The organism is Roseateles sp. (genome assembly GCF_047654785.1).
Classification (GTDB): Bacteria; Pseudomonadota; Gammaproteobacteria; order Burkholderiales; family Burkholderiaceae_C; genus Pelomonas.
On record NZ_JASGKQ010000001.1, the window covers coordinates 309637 to 326578 of the forward strand.

Annotated in this window: 8 protein-coding genes; 3 read left to right on the plus strand and 5 right to left on the minus strand. The window is 72.1% G+C overall.

The window, feature by feature from the left end:
* Nucleotides 1–15: 15 nt before the first annotated feature.
* Nucleotides 16–5718, plus strand: a complete 5703-nt coding sequence (gene uvrA / locus QM788_RS01490; protein ID WP_415659707.1) for an excinuclease ABC subunit UvrA — start codon at nucleotides 16–18, stop codon at nucleotides 5716–5718.
* Nucleotides 5719–5925: 207 nt separating this feature from the next.
* On the plus strand, nucleotides 5926–8667 hold the full coding sequence (locus QM788_RS01495; protein ID WP_415660298.1) for a S9 family peptidase: 2742 nt from the start codon (nucleotides 5926–5928) through the stop codon (nucleotides 8665–8667).
* Nucleotides 8668–8688: 21 nt separating this feature from the next.
* On the opposite strand, the gene QM788_RS01500 is transcribed toward QM788_RS01495, so the two are convergent.
* Nucleotides 8689–9159: an Lrp/AsnC family transcriptional regulator gene (locus QM788_RS01500; protein ID WP_415659708.1), complete on the minus strand. Its 471-nt coding sequence runs from the start codon at nucleotides 9157–9159 to the stop codon at nucleotides 8689–8691.
* 112 nt (nucleotides 9160–9271) lie between these two features.
* Here QM788_RS01500 and QM788_RS01505 point away from each other — a divergent pair, with 112 nt between their 5' ends.
* Complete coding sequence (locus QM788_RS01505) at nucleotides 9272–12805, plus strand: indolepyruvate ferredoxin oxidoreductase family protein (protein ID WP_415659709.1); 3534 nt, start codon at nucleotides 9272–9274, stop codon at nucleotides 12803–12805.
* 10 nt (nucleotides 12806–12815) lie between these two features.
* Here QM788_RS01505 and QM788_RS01510 read toward each other — a convergent pair whose 3' ends face one another.
* Genes QM788_RS01510 through QM788_RS01525 form a run of 4 tightly spaced genes read right to left on the minus strand, consistent with a single transcriptional unit; the run spans nucleotide 12816 to nucleotide 16925 of the window.
* A complete protein-coding gene (locus tag QM788_RS01510; protein ID WP_415659710.1) occupies nucleotides 12816–13751 on the minus strand; it encodes a transglutaminase family protein in 936 nt (311 codons plus the stop codon).
* Nucleotides 13748–16405: a circularly permuted type 2 ATP-grasp protein gene (locus QM788_RS01515; protein ID WP_415659711.1), complete on the minus strand. Its 2658-nt coding sequence runs from the start codon at nucleotides 16403–16405 to the stop codon at nucleotides 13748–13750. The genes QM788_RS01510 and QM788_RS01515 overlap by 4 nt, the downstream gene beginning before the upstream one ends.
* Complete coding sequence (locus QM788_RS01520) at nucleotides 16402–16692, minus strand: type II toxin-antitoxin system RelE/ParE family toxin (RefSeq protein WP_415659712.1); 291 nt, start codon at nucleotides 16690–16692, stop codon at nucleotides 16402–16404. The genes QM788_RS01515 and QM788_RS01520 overlap by 4 nt, the downstream gene beginning before the upstream one ends.
* Nucleotides 16693–16703: 11 nt before the next feature.
* Nucleotides 16704–16925: an addiction module protein gene (locus tag QM788_RS01525; protein WP_415659713.1), complete on the minus strand. Its 222-nt coding sequence runs from the start codon at nucleotides 16923–16925 to the stop codon at nucleotides 16704–16706.
* Nucleotides 16926–16942 lie beyond the last annotated feature (17 nt).

Sequence of the window (16942 nt, forward strand, 5' to 3'; positions counted from 1 at the left end):
GTTCCGACCCCCACCATGTCCGACGGCCTGATCCGCATCCGGGGTGCCCGCCAGCACAACCTCAAGAACCTCGACCTCGACCTGCGTACGGCCGAGCTGACCGTCGTCACCGGCCCGAGCGGCTCGGGCAAGTCCAGCCTGGTGTTCGACACGCTCTATGCCGAGGGCCAGCGGCGTTATGTCGAGACGTTCTCGGCCTATGCGCGCCAGTTCCTGGACCGCATGGACCGGCCGGCCGTGGACAAGGTGGACGGCGTGCCCCCGGCCATCGCCATCGACCAGACCAACCCGGTGCGCACCAGCCGCTCGACGGTCGGCACGATGACGGAGTTGAACGACCACCTGAAGCTGCTGTTCGCCCGCGCCGCCGAACTGTTCGACCGCCGCACGGCGCTGCCGGTGCGGCACGACACGGCGCAGAGCATCTATGCGGAGCTGATGGCGCGCACGGCGCAGGACGACCCGCGCCTGGTGCTGACCTTTCCCGTCGAACTGCCGGGCGGCACGACGCCCGAGCAGGCCGAGCAGTGGCTGGCGGCGAGCGGCTTCACGCGCATCCAGGCGCAGCGCGAGGTCGGCGGTCCGAGCGGCGACGGGCCGTCCCGAGCCGCGAGCGCCCCCTCGGGGGGCAGCGCAGCCGCGCCAGCGGCAAGCGTGGGGGCACGTCGAACGGTGCTGGACGTGGTGGCCGACCGCTTCCGCATCCAGGGCGCGGACCGGCAGCGGGCGATGGAGGCCATCGAACTCGCGCTGAAGCGCGGCGGCGGGCGGCTGTCCGTGCATGCGGGCGACGCGGGCGAGACGCTGTGGCGGTTTTCCACGGGCCTGCACTGCCCGGAGAGCGACCTGCGCTACGCCGACCCGCAGCCGGCGCTGTTCTCGTTCAACTCGGCCTTCGGCGCCTGCGAGGCTTGCCGGGGCTTCGGGCGCGTCATCGGCGTGGACCTGGGGCTGGTGATCCCGGACGAGCGCAAGACGCTGCGCAGCGGCGCGATCAAGCCGATGCAGACGCCGGCCTGGAAGGAGTGCCAGGACGATCTGCTGAAGTACGCCGGCGAGGCCGGCATCCCGCGCGACACGGCGTGGAAGGATTTGTCGCCGGCCCAGCGCGAATGGGTCATCGAGGGCACGCCGAACTGGAAGGGCAACTGGAACAAGCAGTGGTATGGCGTCAAGCGCTTCTTCGACTACCTGGAGAGCAAGGCTTACAAGATGCACATCCGCGTGCTGCTGTCCAAGTACCGCAGCTACACGGAGTGCCCGGCCTGCCGCGGCGCGCGGCTGAAGACGGAGGCGCTGCTGTGGCGCGTCGGCGCCAAGGCGCTGGCCGATGCGGCGCTGCCGCCCGAGCAGCGCTTCATGCCGGTCGGCGTGGACTGGACGCGCGAGCAGCTGGAGGCGCTGCCGGGCCTGAGCCTGCACGACCTGATGCAGCTGCCCATCGCCCGGCTGCGCGCCTTCGTCGATGCGCTGCAACTGCCCAGCACGATGCTGGACGAGGCGCTGAAGCTGCTGCTGGACGAGATCCGCCACCGCAGCCGCTACCTGTGCGACGTGGGCCTGGGCTATCTGACGCTGGATCGCCAGAGCCGCACGCTGTCGGGCGGCGAGGTGCAGCGCATCAACCTGACGACGGCGCTGGGCACCTCGCTGGTCAACACGCTGTTCGTGCTGGACGAGCCCAGCATCGGCCTGCACCCGCGCGACATGGGCCGCATCGTGCAGGCCATGCAGCGGCTGCGCGACGCGGGCAACACGCTGGTCGTCGTCGAGCACGACCCGGCCGTCATGCTGGCCGCCGACCGATTGATCGACATGGGCCCCGGCCCCGGCGAGCGCGGCGGCGAGATCGTCTTCGACGGCACGCCCGACACCATCCGCGCGGCCGACACGCTGACCGGCGCCTACCTGGGCGCGCGCAAGCACGTCGGCATGGGGCTGAAGCGGCTGGTGGAAGAGAGCACGCCCCGCCTCATCCTCGAAGGCGTGCGCGAGCACAACCTAAATGGGGTCAGTGTCGAATTTCCGCTGGGGCGGCTGGTGGTCGTCACCGGCGTCAGCGGCTCGGGCAAGAGCACGCTGATGCAGGACGTGCTCTATCCCGCGCTGGCGCGCCAGTTCGGCAAGGCGACCGAGGCGCCCGGCGCGCACGAGCGGCTGCTGGGCGCGGACCACCTCGCCGACGCGGTGTTCGTCGATCAGTCGCCGATCGGCAAGACGGCGCGCTCCAACCCGGCGAGCTACGTCGGCGCCTTCGACGAGATCCGCAAGCTCTTCGCCACCGCGCCGCTGGCCGTGGAACGCAGCTATTCGGCGGGCATGTTCAGCTTCAACGCGGGCGACGGCCGCTGCCCGACCTGCGGCGGCTCGGGCTTCGAGCACGTCGAGATGCAGTTCCTGAGCGACGTCTACCTGCGCTGCCCGGACTGCGACGGCAAGCGCTTCCGCGCGGAGATGCTGGACGTGAAGCTGGCGTTCGGCGGACGCGAATTGAGCGTGTCCGACGTGCTGGAGCTGACCGTCGCCGAGGCCGTCGATTTGTTCGGTGCGCATCGCGGCGTCGTCGCCAAACTGCAGCCCATCGTGGACGTGGGCCTGGAGTACGTGAAGCTGGGCCAGCCGGTGCCGACGCTGTCCGGCGGCGAGGCGCAGCGGCTGAAGCTCGCCGGCTTCCTCGCCGAGGCGGCGGCCAGCCCGCGCTTCGGCGTCGCGAAGAAGGGCACGCTGTTCCTGTTCGACGAGCCGACCACCGGCCTGCACTTCGACGACATCGCCAAGCTGATGCGCGCACTGCGCAAGCTGCTGTCGGCCGGGCATTCGCTGATCCTCATCGAGCACAACCTCGACGTGATCCGCGCGGCCGACTGGCTCATCGACCTCGGCCCCGAGGGCGGCGAGCAGGGCGGCGAGGTGGTCTGCGTCGGCACGCCGGAGGCCGTGGCGAAGCACCCGAGCTCGCACACCGCCGCCGCGCTGCGCGACTACGCGCTGCACATGGACAGGCCCGCCGTCGCGGTGGCGGAGGGGCGGCCGCTGCAGCAACTCGTGCGCGCGCGGCGCGCGGCCGATGAAGCGATCAAGATCGTCAACGCCCGCGAGCACAACCTGAAGGGCATCAACGTCGAGATTCCGCGCGGCCGGTTCAACGTGGTGACGGGCGTCAGCGGCTCGGGCAAATCGACGCTGGCCTTCGACATCCTGTTCAACGAGGGCCAGCGCCGCTACCTCGAATCGCTGAACGCCTATGCGCGCAGCATCGTGCAGCCGGCCGGCCGGCCCGAGGTGGACGCGGTGTGGGGCATCCCGCCGACGGTGGCCATCGAGCAGCGCCTGTCGCGCGGCGGCCGCAAGAGCACGGTGGCGACGACGACCGAGGTCTGGCACTTTCTGCGCCTGCTGTACGTGAAGCTGGGCGTGCAGCACTGCGTGCACGACGGCGCGCCGGTGCGGCCGCAGAGCGTCGAGAGCATCGCGGCGCAACTGCTGCGCGACTACCGCGGCCAGCACGTCGGGCTGCTGGCGCCGCTGGTCGTCAACCGCAAGGGCGTCTACACCGATCTCGCCAAATGGGCCAAGGGCCGGGGCCACACGCATCTGCGCGTGGACGGCGAGTTCCTGCCCACGTCGCCGTGGCCGCGCCTGGACCGCTTCAAGGAGCACACGCTGGAGTTGCCGGTCGGCGACCTCGTCGTCACGCCCGAACGCGAGGCCGAGTTGCGCGCGCTGCTCGCGAAGGCGCTGGACGCCGGCAAGGGCGTGCTGCACCTGCTCAGCCCGCTGGACGGGCTGAAGCTGGACGACGGCGGCACCGGCGCGGGCGTGGGCACGGTGAAGGTGTTCTCCACCAAGCGCGCCTGCCCGGTCTGCGGCACCAGTTACCCCGAACTGGACCCGCGCCTGTTCTCCTACAACTCCAAGCATGGCTGGTGCACGAGTTGCGTCGGCACCGGCCTGCAATTGAGCCGCGAGCAGCGCCGCGCGCTGGACGACAGCCAGCAAGCCGACGACAACCGGGGCCGCGAGCAGAGCTTCCCGGCCGAGGAGGCCGAGGTCGAGGGCCTGACCGACGCGCCCTGCCCGGACTGCCATGGCACGCGGCTGAACCCGACCGCGCGCTCGGTCGAGTTCGAGGGCCAGGGCATCGGCGCGGTGGCCGCGTGGAGCGTCGGCCAGGCGCGCGCGTGGGTGCAGGGCCTGCGGCTCGAAGGGCGGGAGGCGGACATCGCGCGCGACGTGGTGGCCGAGATCCTCGGCCGGCTGGAGTTCCTCGAAGAAGTGGGCCTGGGCTATCTGACGCTGGACCGCGCCGCGCCGACGCTCTCCGGCGGCGAGGCGCAGCGCATCCGCCTGGCGGCGCAGTTGGGCAGCAACCTGCAAGGCGTCTGCTACGTGCTGGACGAGCCGACCATCGGCCTGCATCCGCGCGACAACCGCATCCTGCTGAAGGCGCTCGGCACGCTGGGCGACAAGGGCAACACGCTGGTCGTCGTCGAGCACGACGAGGACACGATCCGCCGCGCCGACCACATCATCGACGTGGGGCCGGGCGCGGGCAAACGCGGTGGCCGCATCGTCGCGCAGGGCACGGCGGCGGAACTGGCGGCGGTGGCCGATTCGACGACCGGGCGCATGCTGGCGAAGCCGCTGCTCCACCCCTTGCAGCCGCGCCGCGTGGTCGATGGCGACACGCCGAAGCTGACCGTGCTGAACGCTGCGCTGCACAACCTGAAGGCCGTCACCGTGGACGTGCCGCTGCAGCGGCTGGTGGCGGTGACGGGCGTGTCCGGCTCTGGCAAATCCACGCTGGCGCGCGACGTGCTGCTGGCGAACATGGCCGTCGCGGTGCCCTTGCGCAAGGCACCTTCGTCATGGGTGGGTTGTGATGGCATCGAGGGCCATGCGCAGGTGGACCGGGTGCTCGAAGTCGATCAGACGCCGATCGGCAAGACGCCGCGCTCCTGCCCGGCGACCTACATCGGCTTCTGGGACGCGATCCGCAGGCTGTTCGCCGAGACGCTGGAGGCCAAGGCGCGCGGCTATGCGCCGGGGCGCTTCTCGTTCAACACCGGCGAGGGGCGCTGCCCCGGCTGCGAAGGGCAGGGCATGAAGACCATCGAGATGAGCTTCTTGCCCGACGTGAAAGTGCCCTGCGACCAGTGCCACGGCCAGCGCTTCAACCCGGAGACGCTGGGCGTCACCTGGCGGGGCAAGAGCATCGGCGACGTGCTGGCGATGGAGGTGGACGAGGCGGTCGAGTTCTTCGCGGCGATGCCGTCGATCGCGCATCCGCTGCAGTTGTTGAAGGACGTGGGGCTGGGCTATCTGACGCTGGGGCAGCCGTCGCCCACGCTGTCGGGCGGCGAGGCGCAGCGGATCAAGCTGGTGTCCGAACTGGTCAAGGTGCGTGACGACGTGACGCGGCGGGGGCAGAAGGCGCCGCATACGCTGTACGTGCTGGACGAGCCGACCGTGGGGCTGCACATGGCCGACGTGGAGAAGCTGATCCGCGTGCTGCACCGGCTGGTGGCGGGCGGGCATTCGGTCGTCGTCATCGAGCATGACCTGGATGTGATCGCCGAGGCGGATTGGGTGTTGGATCTCGGGCCGGAAGGCGGGGATGCGGGGGGGCGGGTTGTGGTCGCTGGCACGCCGGAGGCTGTGGTGACTAGTGGCAGTCATACGGGGGGGGCGTTGGAGCCGGTGCTGGCTCGGGGGTAGCGTTTGCTGGCTGCTGGCTGCTGGCTGTGGTTGCTTTTGCGAGGAGCCTTTCGACCCGGCGCGGTGCACCGAACTGCAAAGGCTCCCCGCAAAAGCAACCAACCCCCCCGAATCCATTCGTGACGAATGGCCCACCCCACCCCCATTCCTAAAATCCGCCGCCCCCAACCCCAGGGGGCGCCCATTCAGGAGACCCCCTTGAAGCCCGTGACCTTCGCTGCCACCAGCAGCCTGGCCCTAGCCCTGGCCTTCGCATCCCTCACGCCGCTGCAGGCGCAGACCGCGCCCGCCACCCCCACCCCCACGCTGGAACAGATCTTCCGCGCCCAACCCTATCGCGGCGAGCCCGCCAAGGACGCCGCCTTCAGCCGCAGCGGCCGCTACCTGGCCTATCGGTGGAGCCCCTTCGGCGAGCCGGGCGCCGACCTCTGGATTCACGACACCCAGACCGGCAAGACCCAGCGCATCACCTCGCCCCAGGTCATGACCGCCTTCGATGCGCCCGAGGACCTGGAGCGCTTCGACAAGAAGCTCAAGCAGCGCAATACCGAATGGGCCGAGCGCCAGGCGAAGGAAGAGGCCCAGCAGGCTTACCTGCGCGGCGACCAGGTCGATCTGTCGCAATGGGAAACCGCCGCGATCAAGACGCTGAAGCAGGAACTGGCCGACAAGAAGGCCAGGGACGACGCGCAGAAGGCCGCCGACAAGGCCGAGGCCGACGCCGAGAAGCAGGCGATGGCCGCACTCGCCGCCAAGCGCGCCGGCAAGCCCGTTCCCGCCGCCGCGCCCGCCTCCGCCGCTTCGGCCCCCGACAAGCCGGACGACAAAGAGAAGGCCCTCTGGGAACTCCGCGACGAACTGAAGAAAAAGCTCGCCCGCGACAAGCTCAAGCCCGGCGACCTCTACCCCGGCATCGCGCAATTCGTCTGGGCGCACAAGGCCGACGAACTGGTGTTCCAGTACCGCGGCGGCCTCTACCGCTGGCGCGCGGGCGACAAGGCCCCGGGCCCGCTGCTCGCCACGCAGCGCCAATTGCGCGTCGTCGCCTACACGCCGGACGACGCCGGCTTCGTCTTCATGGACGAGACGCGCGTGCTGCGCGCCCGCTTCGGCCAGGGGGGCGTGCAGGTGCTCAACCGCGAACTGATCCACCCGGACGACGCGCAGAAGAAATACCGCATCGAGCAGACCGCCCTCAGCGAGGACGGCCGCTGGCTGTCGCTGCAGGCCAGCGCGACGCCGCTGGACGCCGACGGCAAGCCCGTGCCGGACGCCGGCCGCAAGGTCGAGATCATGAACTACGACGGCCGCTGGGCCACGGCCAAGAAGGTCGAGCGCGAGGTGTCGGACGACAAGCGCCGCATCAAGCCGCTGGCCCTCTACATCCGCGCCGTGCCGCAGGCCGGCGACGCGCCGCGCAAGCAGCCCGCGCCGGTGTTCACGAACGCGGGCGGCGACGTCTGGTTCGAGATGAGCGACGTGGCCTGGGCGCGCGACGGCCGCCACTACGCCTTCACGACCTGGGAGCGCGAGAAGGAGTTGCTGCGCGTCTATGTCGGCCGAACTGACTGCCCCCGGCCGGCGGGTACGCCGGCCACCCCCCGCGGGGGTGACGCAGGGCTTGGGAGCGGCCCGGCGCCCTGCGTCGCCGACGAAACCGCCAAGCCCGACCTCGTGCTGGAGCGCCGCGGCGACGTGGGCCACGAGGTCGTCAACGTGCTGAACCCGCAGTTCACGCCGGACGGCAAGACCCTGGTGCTGACGCTCGACGAGGCCGGCTGGCGCCAGCCCTGGGCCCTCGACGTGGCGACCCGCGCGCTGCGCCCGCTGCTGAAGGGCGAGTTCGAGGCGCACGACGTCGTCGGCTTCACGGCCGACAGCCGGGCCATGTTCGTGCTTGCCAATGCCGGCGACGCGGCGGCGATGAATCTGTTCCGCGTGGACCTGGCCAGCGGCGCGATGAAGCCGCTCGGCGCGGCGGGCGAGTACCACCGCGCGGCGGCCGCGTCGGCGGACGGCCGCTGGGTCAGCGCCGTGGCCGGCAACTGGGCGCAGCGCCCGGAGCTGAAGCTGCTGGCCGGCGACGGCCGCGCCAACGCCGCGAAAACGCTGACCGACAGCGCCGACCCCGCCTGGGCCGCCGTCAACGTCATGCGGCCCGAGCGCTTCCACTACGCCAACCGCCACGGTGACCGCGTCGAGGGCTATGTCTTCAAGCCCGCCGGCTGGCAGGCAACCGACAAGCGCCCCGCCGTGGTCTATGTGTACGGCGGCCCGCTGAACGACCGCCACATCGTCGAGGCCGACAGCTTCCAGCCCACCGCCTACCTGTTCGGCATGTACATGGCGGCCAGGCACGGCTACGTCACCGTCGCCGTCGATCCGCGCGGCCACAGCAACTACGGCCGCAAGTTCTCCGACGCGAACTGGGAGCGCCCCGGCGAGCCGCAGGCCGAGGACCTGGAAGACCTGGCCAAGCTGCTGCCTGCGAAGTTCGGCGTCGATGCGGCCCGCATCGGCCTGAACGGCTGGAGCTTCGGCGGCTTCCAGACCCAGTACACGATGTACACGCGGCCCGACCTGTTCGCCGCCGGCATCGCCGGCGCCGGCCCGACCGAATGGGAGAACTACAACAGCTGGTACAGCGGCCGCACCATCGGCCCGGTGGACCGCAGCAAGCCGGTGCTGCGCAAGTACTCGCTGCTGCCGCTGGCCAAGGGGCTCAGGAAGCCGCTGCTGCTGGTGCACGGCATGCAGGACCCCAACGTGCTGTACCAGGACACCGTCAACGTCTACCGCGAGCTGCTGGACGCGGGCAAGGAGTCGCTGGTGGAGCTGTTCCTGGACCCGGACGGCGTGCATGCGCTGGGCGGCGTGGTCAAGCCGGCCGGCTGGCACCGCAAGTACGAGGCCTTCTGGCTGCGCAACCTGGGGCGCGCGGCCCCGTGAGCCCGGCGGGCTGCCGGGCCGTCAGCCGACCGGCAGCGCCGTCTCGTACTTCACCTCGCGCAGCACCACGTTGCTGCGCACGCTGGCCACGCCGGGCAGCTTGAAGATGTGCTGCTGCAGGAACAGGTCGTAGGCCTTCATGTCGGCGGCGACCACCTTGATGACGTAGTCGGCCTCGCCGGTGATGGCGTGGCATTCGATGATCTCGCGCCGGGTGCCGACGAGCCGCTCGAACTGCTCCACCGCGCCCTCGTTGTGCCGCACCAGGCTGACGTGGGCCAGCACGCAGATCGACAGGCCGACCTTCTCCCGGTCCACCAGCGCGACCTGGCGGCGGATCACGCCGCGGTCCTCCAGCTCCTTGACGCGCCGCCACACCGGCGTGGCGGACAGGCCCACCCGGTCGGCCAGCGCCTGCGTGGACAGCCGCGCGTCGGCCTGCAGCGCTTCCAGGATCTGCAGGCTCGCGCGGTCCAGTGCGTTCGTTTCCATGGATCTCCTCTTTTGAGAGGAATCATCTCACCCGCACGGTGGCGGGCCGGGAATGAGGCAAGTTCTTTCGGTCACACGGCGAAAAAATCCCTCTCCCACCGAGGAGCCCCCGATGTCCGCAGCCGCCGCCACCGACACGTCCCCCGCCCTGCGCCCCTACCAGCTCGGCGACAACCTCGCGGCCGGGGGCGGCGCGGTCTTCCTGACCGGCACGCAGGCGCTGGTGCGGCTGCTGCTGGCGCAGAAGGCGCTGGACGAGCGCGCCGGGCTGAACACGGCCGGCTTCGTCTCCGGCTACCGCGGCTCGCCGCTGGGCATGGTGGACCAGCAGCTGTGGAAGGCGAAGAAGCGCCTGGACGCCGCGCACGTCGAATTCCTGCCCGCGATCAACGAAGACCTGGCCGCCACCGCCTGCCTCGGCGTGCAGCGCGTCGCGCTGGACCCGCAGCGCACCGTCGATGGCGTGTTCGCGATGTGGTACGGCAAGGGTCCCGGCGTGGACCGCTCGGGCGACGCGCTCAAGCATGGCAACGTCTACGGCACGAGCCCGCTGGGCGGCGTGCTCGTCGTCGTGGGCGATGACCACGGCTGCGTCTCCAGCAGCACGCCGCACCAGAGCGACCAGGCGCTGCAGGCCTGGAGCATGCCCCTCGTCCACCCGGCCAACGTCGCCGAATACCTGGAGTTCGGCCTGTACGGCTGGGCCTTGAGCCGCTTCTCGGGCGCCTGGGTCGGCTTCAAGGCGATCTCCGAGGTCGTCGAGAGCGGCATGACGGTGGACCTGGACGCCGTGCCGCTGGACTTCGGGCACGCGGTCGACCACGTCGCGCCGACGAATCTGCACATCCGCGCGGTGGACCTGCCGTCGCTGGAGCTGGAGTCGCGCCTGGCGCACAAGCTCGACGCGGTGCGCGCCTTCGCCCGCGTCAACAGCATCGACAAGCACATCGTCACCAGCCCCGCCGCCACGCTGGGCATCGTCACCGTCGGCAAGGCGCACTACGACTTCATGGAAGTGCTGCGCCGCCTCGACCTCGACCCCAACGCGCTGGCCGCGGCCGGCGTGCGCGTCTACAAGGTGGGCCTGGTGTTCCCGCTGGAGCCGACGCGCATCACCGAGTTCTGCGCCAACCTGACCGACGTGCTCGTCATCGAGGAGAAGGGCCCGGTCGTCGAGCGCCAGATCAAGGAACTGCTCTACCACCTGCCGGACTTCCAGCGCCCGCGCGTCGTCGGCAAGACCGACGAGCAGGGCCACCCGGTGCTGAGCGCCCTCGGCGAGCTGCGCCCCAGCCGCATCATGGGCACGGTGGCCGACTGGCTCGCGCGGCTGAACCCGGCGCTGGACCGCCACCACCTCGTCGTCGATTTCCTGACGCCGCAGCTGCTCTCCAACGCCGCCGACGCGGTGCGCCGCCAGCCCTATTTCTGCTCCGGCTGCCCGCACAATACTTCTACCCGCCTGCCCGAGGGCTCGCGCGCGCTGGCCGGCATCGGCTGCCACTTCATGGCGAGCTGGATGGAGCGCGGCACCTCGGGCCTGATCCAGATGGGCGCCGAGGGCGTGGACTGGGCCGCGCACTCCCGGTTCACGAAGGAAAAGCACGTCTTCCAGAACCTCGGCGACGGCACCTACTACCACTCGGGCTACCTCGCCATCCGCCAGGCCATCGCGGCGCGCGCCAACATCACCTACAAGATCCTCTACAACGACGCCGTGGCGATGACCGGCGGCCAGCCGGTGGACGGCAGCACCAGCGTGCCGCAGATCGCGCGCCAGGTGGAGGCCGAGGGCGTCAAGCGGCTGTGCATCGTCTCCGACGAGATCGGCAAATACGACGGCCACCACGCGCTGTTCCCGGCCGGCACCACCTTCCACGACCGCAGCGAACTGGACGCCGTGCAGCGCGAACTGCGCGACATCGAAGGCGTCACCGTGCTGATCTACGACCAAACCTGCGCGGCTGAAAAACGCCGCCGCCGCAAGAAGACGGAATTCCCCGACCCGCCGAAGCGCATCTTCATCAACGAGGCCGTCTGCGAGGGCTGCGGCGACTGCGGCGTCGCGTCGAACTGCCTGAGCGTGGTGCCGGTCGAAACCGACTGGGGCCGCAAGCGCGCGATCGAGCAGAGCAGCTGCAACAAGGACTTCTCCTGCGTCAACGGCTTCTGCCCGAGCTTCGTGTCCGTGCATGAGCCCGTGCTGCGCAAGAAGGCCGGCGCGCGCTACACGCCGCAGGACCTGGCGCGCGAGATTGCCGCCCTCGCGCCGCCCGCGCCGTGGCGCTGGACGGGGCCCTTCGACCTGCTGGTCACCGGCGTCGGCGGCACCGGCGTCGTCACCGTCGGCGCGCTGGTGACGATGGCGGCCCATCTCGAAGGCAAGCAAGCCTCGGTGCTGGACTTCATGGGCTTCGCGCAGAAGGGCGGCGCGGTGCTGAGCTTCGTGCGCGTCGCGCCGACGCTGGACCTGCTCAACCAGGTGCGCATCGACACCCAGCAGGCCGACGTGCTGCTGGCCTGCGACCTGGTGGTCGGCGCATCGCCCGACGCGCTGGGCACCGTCAAGGCCGGCCGCACCGTCATCCTCGCCAACACGCACGAGCTGCCCACGGCCGGCTTCGTGCGCAACCCCGACGCCTCGCTGCAGGCCGGCTCGCTGCTGGACAAGATGCGCTTCGCGGTCGGCAGCGACGAACTGCTCGCCCGCGTCGATGCGCAGAGCATCGCGCAGCGCCTGATGGGCGACACGCTGCCCAGCAACATCGTCATGCTGGGCGCCTGCTGGCAGCGCGGCCTGGTGCCCGTCGGCGAGGCGGCGCTGATGCGCGCCATCGAGCTGAACGGCGTCGCCGTCGAGGCCAACAAGACCGCCTTCGCGCTCGGCCGGCTCGCCATCGCGGCGCCGGATGCGATCCAGCGCCTGGCCGGCGACGTGGACGTCGTCAAGCTCTTCAACTACGACCGGCTCGACGGGCCGGACGGGCTGATCGAGCGGCGCGCGCAGTTCCTGGCCGACTACCAGGACGCCGCCTACGCGCAGCGCTACCGCGCGCTGGTCGCCCGCGTGCGCGAGCAGGAGGCCCGGCTCGGCCAGGGCCAGCGGCTGACGCAGGCCGTGGCCCGCCACTACGCCAAGCTGCTGGCGATCAAGGACGAGTACGAGGTCGCGCGGCTCTACACCGACGGCCGCTTCATGGCCGCGATGCAAGCGCAGTTCGAGGACTGGAAGTCCCTGAGCTTCCACCTCGCGCCGCCGCTGCTCGGCACGAAGAAGATGGAACTCGGCGCCTGGACCTTCACGCTGTTCAAGCTGCTGGCCCGGCTCAAGCGCCTGCGCGGCACGGTGCTCGATGTCTTCGGCCGGACCGGGGAGCGCCGGATGGAGCGGCAGCTGATCGCCGACTACGAGGCGCTGATCGACGAGATCCTGCCCGCGCTGACGGCCGCCAACCTGGCCACCGCCGTCGAGCTGGCCCGCCTGCCCGAGAAGATCCGCGGCTACGGCCCTGTGAAGCAGGCCAACGTCGCCGCCGTGAAGACGCAGTGGCAGGCGCTGCTGGACCGCTTCCACGGCCGGGCCGCCGCGCCGGCGCCCCAGCCCGTGGCGCCGCCGGTGCGCGTGAAGGGCGTGGCCGAGCTGTGACGCCCGGCGGCTAGGGTGCCGGGGCGTCGCAGGGCGCGACGCTGACGGCCACTGCCAGCTGCGCGACGCCGCCGCCGCGCAGCACGCCGCGCAGCGGCGCGACGTCGGCGTAGTCGCGGCCCCAGGCGAGGGTGACGTGGTCCAGCCCGGCGGGCACGGCGTTGGTCGGGTCCAGCGCCAGCCAGCCCTGCTCGGGGCACCACAGCTCCACCCAGGCGTGCGAGGCGTCCGCGCCCACCAGGCGCGGCTGGCCGGCCGGCGGGCGGGTGAGCAGGTAGCCGGACACGTAGCGCGCCGCCAGGCCCAGCGCGCGGCAGGCGGCGATGAAGACGTGGGCGAAGTCCTGGCACACGCCGCTGCGCTGCGCCAGCGCGTCGGCCGCGCGCGTGGCGACGGTGGTGCTGTGCGGCAGGTAGCGCAGGTCGGCGTGGATCTGCCGCATCAGCGCCAGCCCGCCCGCGGCCACCGTGCGGCCCGGCGTGAACGCGCGGCGGGCGTAGGCGGCCAGCGCCTCGTCGGGCAGCGCATGGGGCGAGGCCAGCGCGAACTCGTCGGCCGGCTGCAGCGCGCGGCCGGCGCGGTAGCGCAGGCCGGCGGCCACGCCCTCCCAGGCCGGGCCGCGGCCGGCCTCGGGCAGCGGGCGCGGCTGCAGCTCGGCCTCGAAGCGGCTGTCCACCACCAGCCGCTCGTGCATGCGCGCATGGCCGAAGCTGAAGTGCTGGTTGCCCCAGGGGTCGCGGCGCAGGCGGCGCGCCAGCCCGGCGGCGTTCGGCGCCAGGCCCTCCGGGCTCCAGGCGTCGGGCAGCGGGTCGATGTCGAGCCGCCAGCCCTGCACGCGCTGCCAGGGCGTGTCGCGCGGCACCAGGCAGGCGGCGTGGTGCGCCCACTCCACCGCGGCCTCGTAGGCGTATTCGGTGACGTGGCGGACGGCGAGCCGGACGGTCATTGCCACACCCGCTGCTCGGCGCCGATGACGTGCGCGAAATAGCGCTGGCTGATGAGGCCGGACAGCTCGCCGGCCTGGGCCGCCGCGCGCCGCAGCTGCGTGACCAGCGCCGGCCCCGGGGCGGCCAGCTCGGCCAGCGGCCAGGCCTCGGGCACGGGCAGGCCGGCGGCGACCGCGGCGGCCCAGTCGGGGTCGTGGCGGGCGAGCTTGGCGAAGCGCTCGCGCAGCGTGCGCGCCACCCAGGCCAGCGAGCGCGGGTTGTCGGTGTTGTGCACCAGCAGGTGCAGCAGCGGCGGCGCCTCGCGGCGGGCCTGGAACTGCGCGCGGTAGGTGATCGTGGAGTCGAACACGCCCAGCAGCAGCGCGAAGCCTTCCTCGCTCAGCGCCAGCGGGGCCGGCCCGGCGCCGCCCTGCGCGAAGGTCTCGGCCAGCACCTCGGCGTGGAAGGACAGCCGCTCGATCTGCCGGCCGATGGACAGCAGGCGCCAGCCGTCGTCGCGGGTCATGCGGTCGGTCTGCGCGCCGGTGATGGCGGCCAGGTGGGTGTCGGCGCGGGCCAGCACGTTCAGCACGTCGGTGGCGGGGGCGGCCTGCGCGGGGTTGTCGAGCACGGCGCGCAGGTGCTGCTCGAACTGCGCGGCGGCCTCGTGGATGAGCCGCCAGGCCTCGGGCGACAGCCGCTCGCGCAGCGCCTGCGCGCAGCCCTGCAGCGCGCGCAGGTTCCAGCCGACGCCGTGGGCGCCGGAGTCCGGCAGCAGCGCGGCCAGCAGCGCCCGCCCGAAGCCGGCGGGGTCGTCCGGCGCCCCCGGCGCGCCGGGGGCGAGCAGGCCGTGGCGGCGCGCGAGCGCGTCCAGCAGCGGCAGCATGGGCGCCGGCATCGCGCCGCGCTGCCCCATCAGGCTGGCGTCGATGAGGTGGCGCGCCAGCCGCGCGCTGCTCTCGGCGCGCTCGGTGTAGCGGCCCAGCCAGAACAGGTTCTCGGCGGCGCGGCTGGTCACGGTCCAGTGCACCTGCGCCATGTCGGCGGCCTGCAGCGGCTGCGGCAGCAGCGTGGTGGCGTCGACCTCGCCGTCGGTCATGACCCAGGTGTCGGCCGTCAGGCTGCCGTGCTGGATGGACAGCCAGGCGTCGGCCAGCGCGTCGCGCTTGGGCGCGACGCGGGCGAGGCCGCCGGGCAGCACGGTCCAGCCGCCCTGGCCGTCGGTCAGCGCGAACACGCGCAGCACGGCGCCGCGCGGCTCCAGCGCGCCGCGCGTCCAGACCGGCTGCTTGGCGGGCTTGACGCGGGCCTGCAGCGTGTAGGCGGTGGGGTCGGCGTCGATGCGCTCGGCCAGCGCGCGCAGCGCGTCGCCGTCCAGGTCGGCGGCGACGATGGGCGTGAAGCTGCGCGTGGTGCTGCTGGCGGCGAAGGTGGGCACGACGATGAACTCCGCCAGCCGCGGCCGCAGCGCGCGCCAGGCGCTGTCCTCGCCGCACCACCAGGTCTGGATGGCCGGCAGCCGCAGCGCCTCGCCCAGCAGCGCCTCGGCCACGCCGGGCCAGAAGGCGGTGAGGCCGGGGCTCTCCAGCCAGCCGGCGCCGGGCGCGTTGGCGATGACGACCTCGCCCGCGCGCGCGGCCTGCAGCAGGCCGGGCACGCCGAGCATGGAGTCGGCGCGCAGCTCCAGCGGGTCCAGCCAGTCGTCGTCCACGCGGCGCAGCAGCACGTGGACGCGCTCCAGGCCGGCCAGCGTCTTCAGGTAGACCTTGTCGGCGCGCACGGCCAGGTCGGCGCCCTCCACCAGCGCGATGCCGAGGTAGCGGGCGAGGAAGGCCTGCTCGAAATAGGTCTCGCTGCGCGGCCCGGGCGTCAGCAGCGCCACGCGGCTGCGCTCGCCGGCGGGGGACAGCCGCGTCAGCGCGCGGATGAAGTCGCGGTAGCTGGCCGCCAGGCGCTGCACCGCCATCTGCCGGAAGGCCTCGGGGAACTGCTGGGCGATGATGAGCCGGTTCTCCAGCACATAGCCCAGGCCCGAGACGGCCTGCGTGCGCTGGCCGGCCACCCACCAGTGGCCGTCGGCGCAGCGCGTCAGGTCGAAGGCCAGCAGGTGCAGGTGCACGCCGCCGGCCGGCGGGCTGCCATGCATGGCGCGCAGGTACTGCGGGTGGGCCAGCACCAGCGAGGCCGGCAGCAGGCCCTGCTGCAGCAGGCGGCGCTCGCCGTAGGCGTCGGCCATGGCGGCGTCCAGCAGCCGCGCGCGCTGGGCGACGCCGGCCTCGATGCCGCGCCACTCGTCGGGCTCGATCAGCATGGGCAGCAGCTCCAGCGGCCAGTGCCGGGCCAGCGCCGGGCCGTCCTGGCCCGGCAGCGGCGGGGCGTCGCTGTGGACGTTGTAGCTGGCGCCGTCCTCCAGCACGCGGCGCTGCACGCGCAGGGCCTTGGCCGACAGATCCCGCCAGCCCGCCGCGCCGCCGGCCGCGAAGAAGCGCTGCCAGCGCGGGGCCAGGCCGCCCTGCGGTTCGCCGGGCTGGTTGACCTGGCCGGTCAGCTCGTAGAAATGGCCGTCGCGGCAGCGCAGCGCGGCGGCCTGCGCGAGCGCCAGCGGGTCGGGCGCCAGCGCCTGGGCCTCGGGCTCGTCGGGGAGCAGGCTCCACTGGCTGGGGGCGGGGGTCATCGGCGCAGCCGCCACGCCGTGGGCTCGCGGCGATGCTGGAAGACCGCGATGACGACGAGTTCATCCGGCAGCGCGTCGAACACGACGGTGTATGGGAAGCGCTTCACCAGCACGCGCCGCACGTTGTCTTCCACGAGCGGGTGGGCAAGCGGCCGCGACGCGGCCGCTTGCACCGCGGCGTCCACGGCCAGCAGGAAATCCCGGTCCAGCCCCGGGGCGCGCTGGCGGTACCAGTCGGCCGCGTCCAGCACTTCCTGGCGCGCCTGCGGCCGGAACACGATGCGCATCGGTCGGCCCGTCATCCGGCCCGCGCCAGGCCTTCGGCCAGCACCTGTTCCCATGGAACGGTGTTGGCGGGCTCCCGCCGGTGTTCTTCACGGCGCAGTCGCACCTCGGCCAGTTGAGGCGCGCTCAGCGGCGCATCGTCGGTGTCGGCCGCGATGCTTTCCCAGATGTCGTCCACCAACTGCAGGCGCTCGGCCACGGTCAGTTTGCGGAGTTCGGCGATGTCGATGGCCATGGCGGCGCTCCTGGAAG

Coding starts and splice junctions, on each gene's coding strand:
- uvrA (WP_415659707.1), top strand. CDS start 16: ATGTCCGACGGCCTGATCCGCATCCGGGGTGCCCGCCAGCACAACCTC.
- QM788_RS01500 (WP_415659708.1), bottom strand. CDS start 9,159: ATGGAAACGAACGCACTGGACCGCGCGAGCCTGCAGATCCTGGAAGCG.
- QM788_RS01505 (WP_415659709.1), top strand. CDS start 9,272: ATGTCCGCAGCCGCCGCCACCGACACGTCCCCCGCCCTGCGCCCCTAC.
- QM788_RS01510 (WP_415659710.1), bottom strand. CDS start 13,751: ATGACCGTCCGGCTCGCCGTCCGCCACGTCACCGAATACGCCTACGAG.
- QM788_RS01515 (WP_415659711.1), bottom strand. CDS start 16,405: ATGACCCCCGCCCCCAGCCAGTGGAGCCTGCTCCCCGACGAGCCCGAG.
- QM788_RS01520 (WP_415659712.1), bottom strand. CDS start 16,692: ATGCGCATCGTGTTCCGGCCGCAGGCGCGCCAGGAAGTGCTGGACGCG.
- QM788_RS01525 (WP_415659713.1), bottom strand. CDS start 16,925: ATGGCCATCGACATCGCCGAACTCCGCAAACTGACCGTGGCCGAGCGC.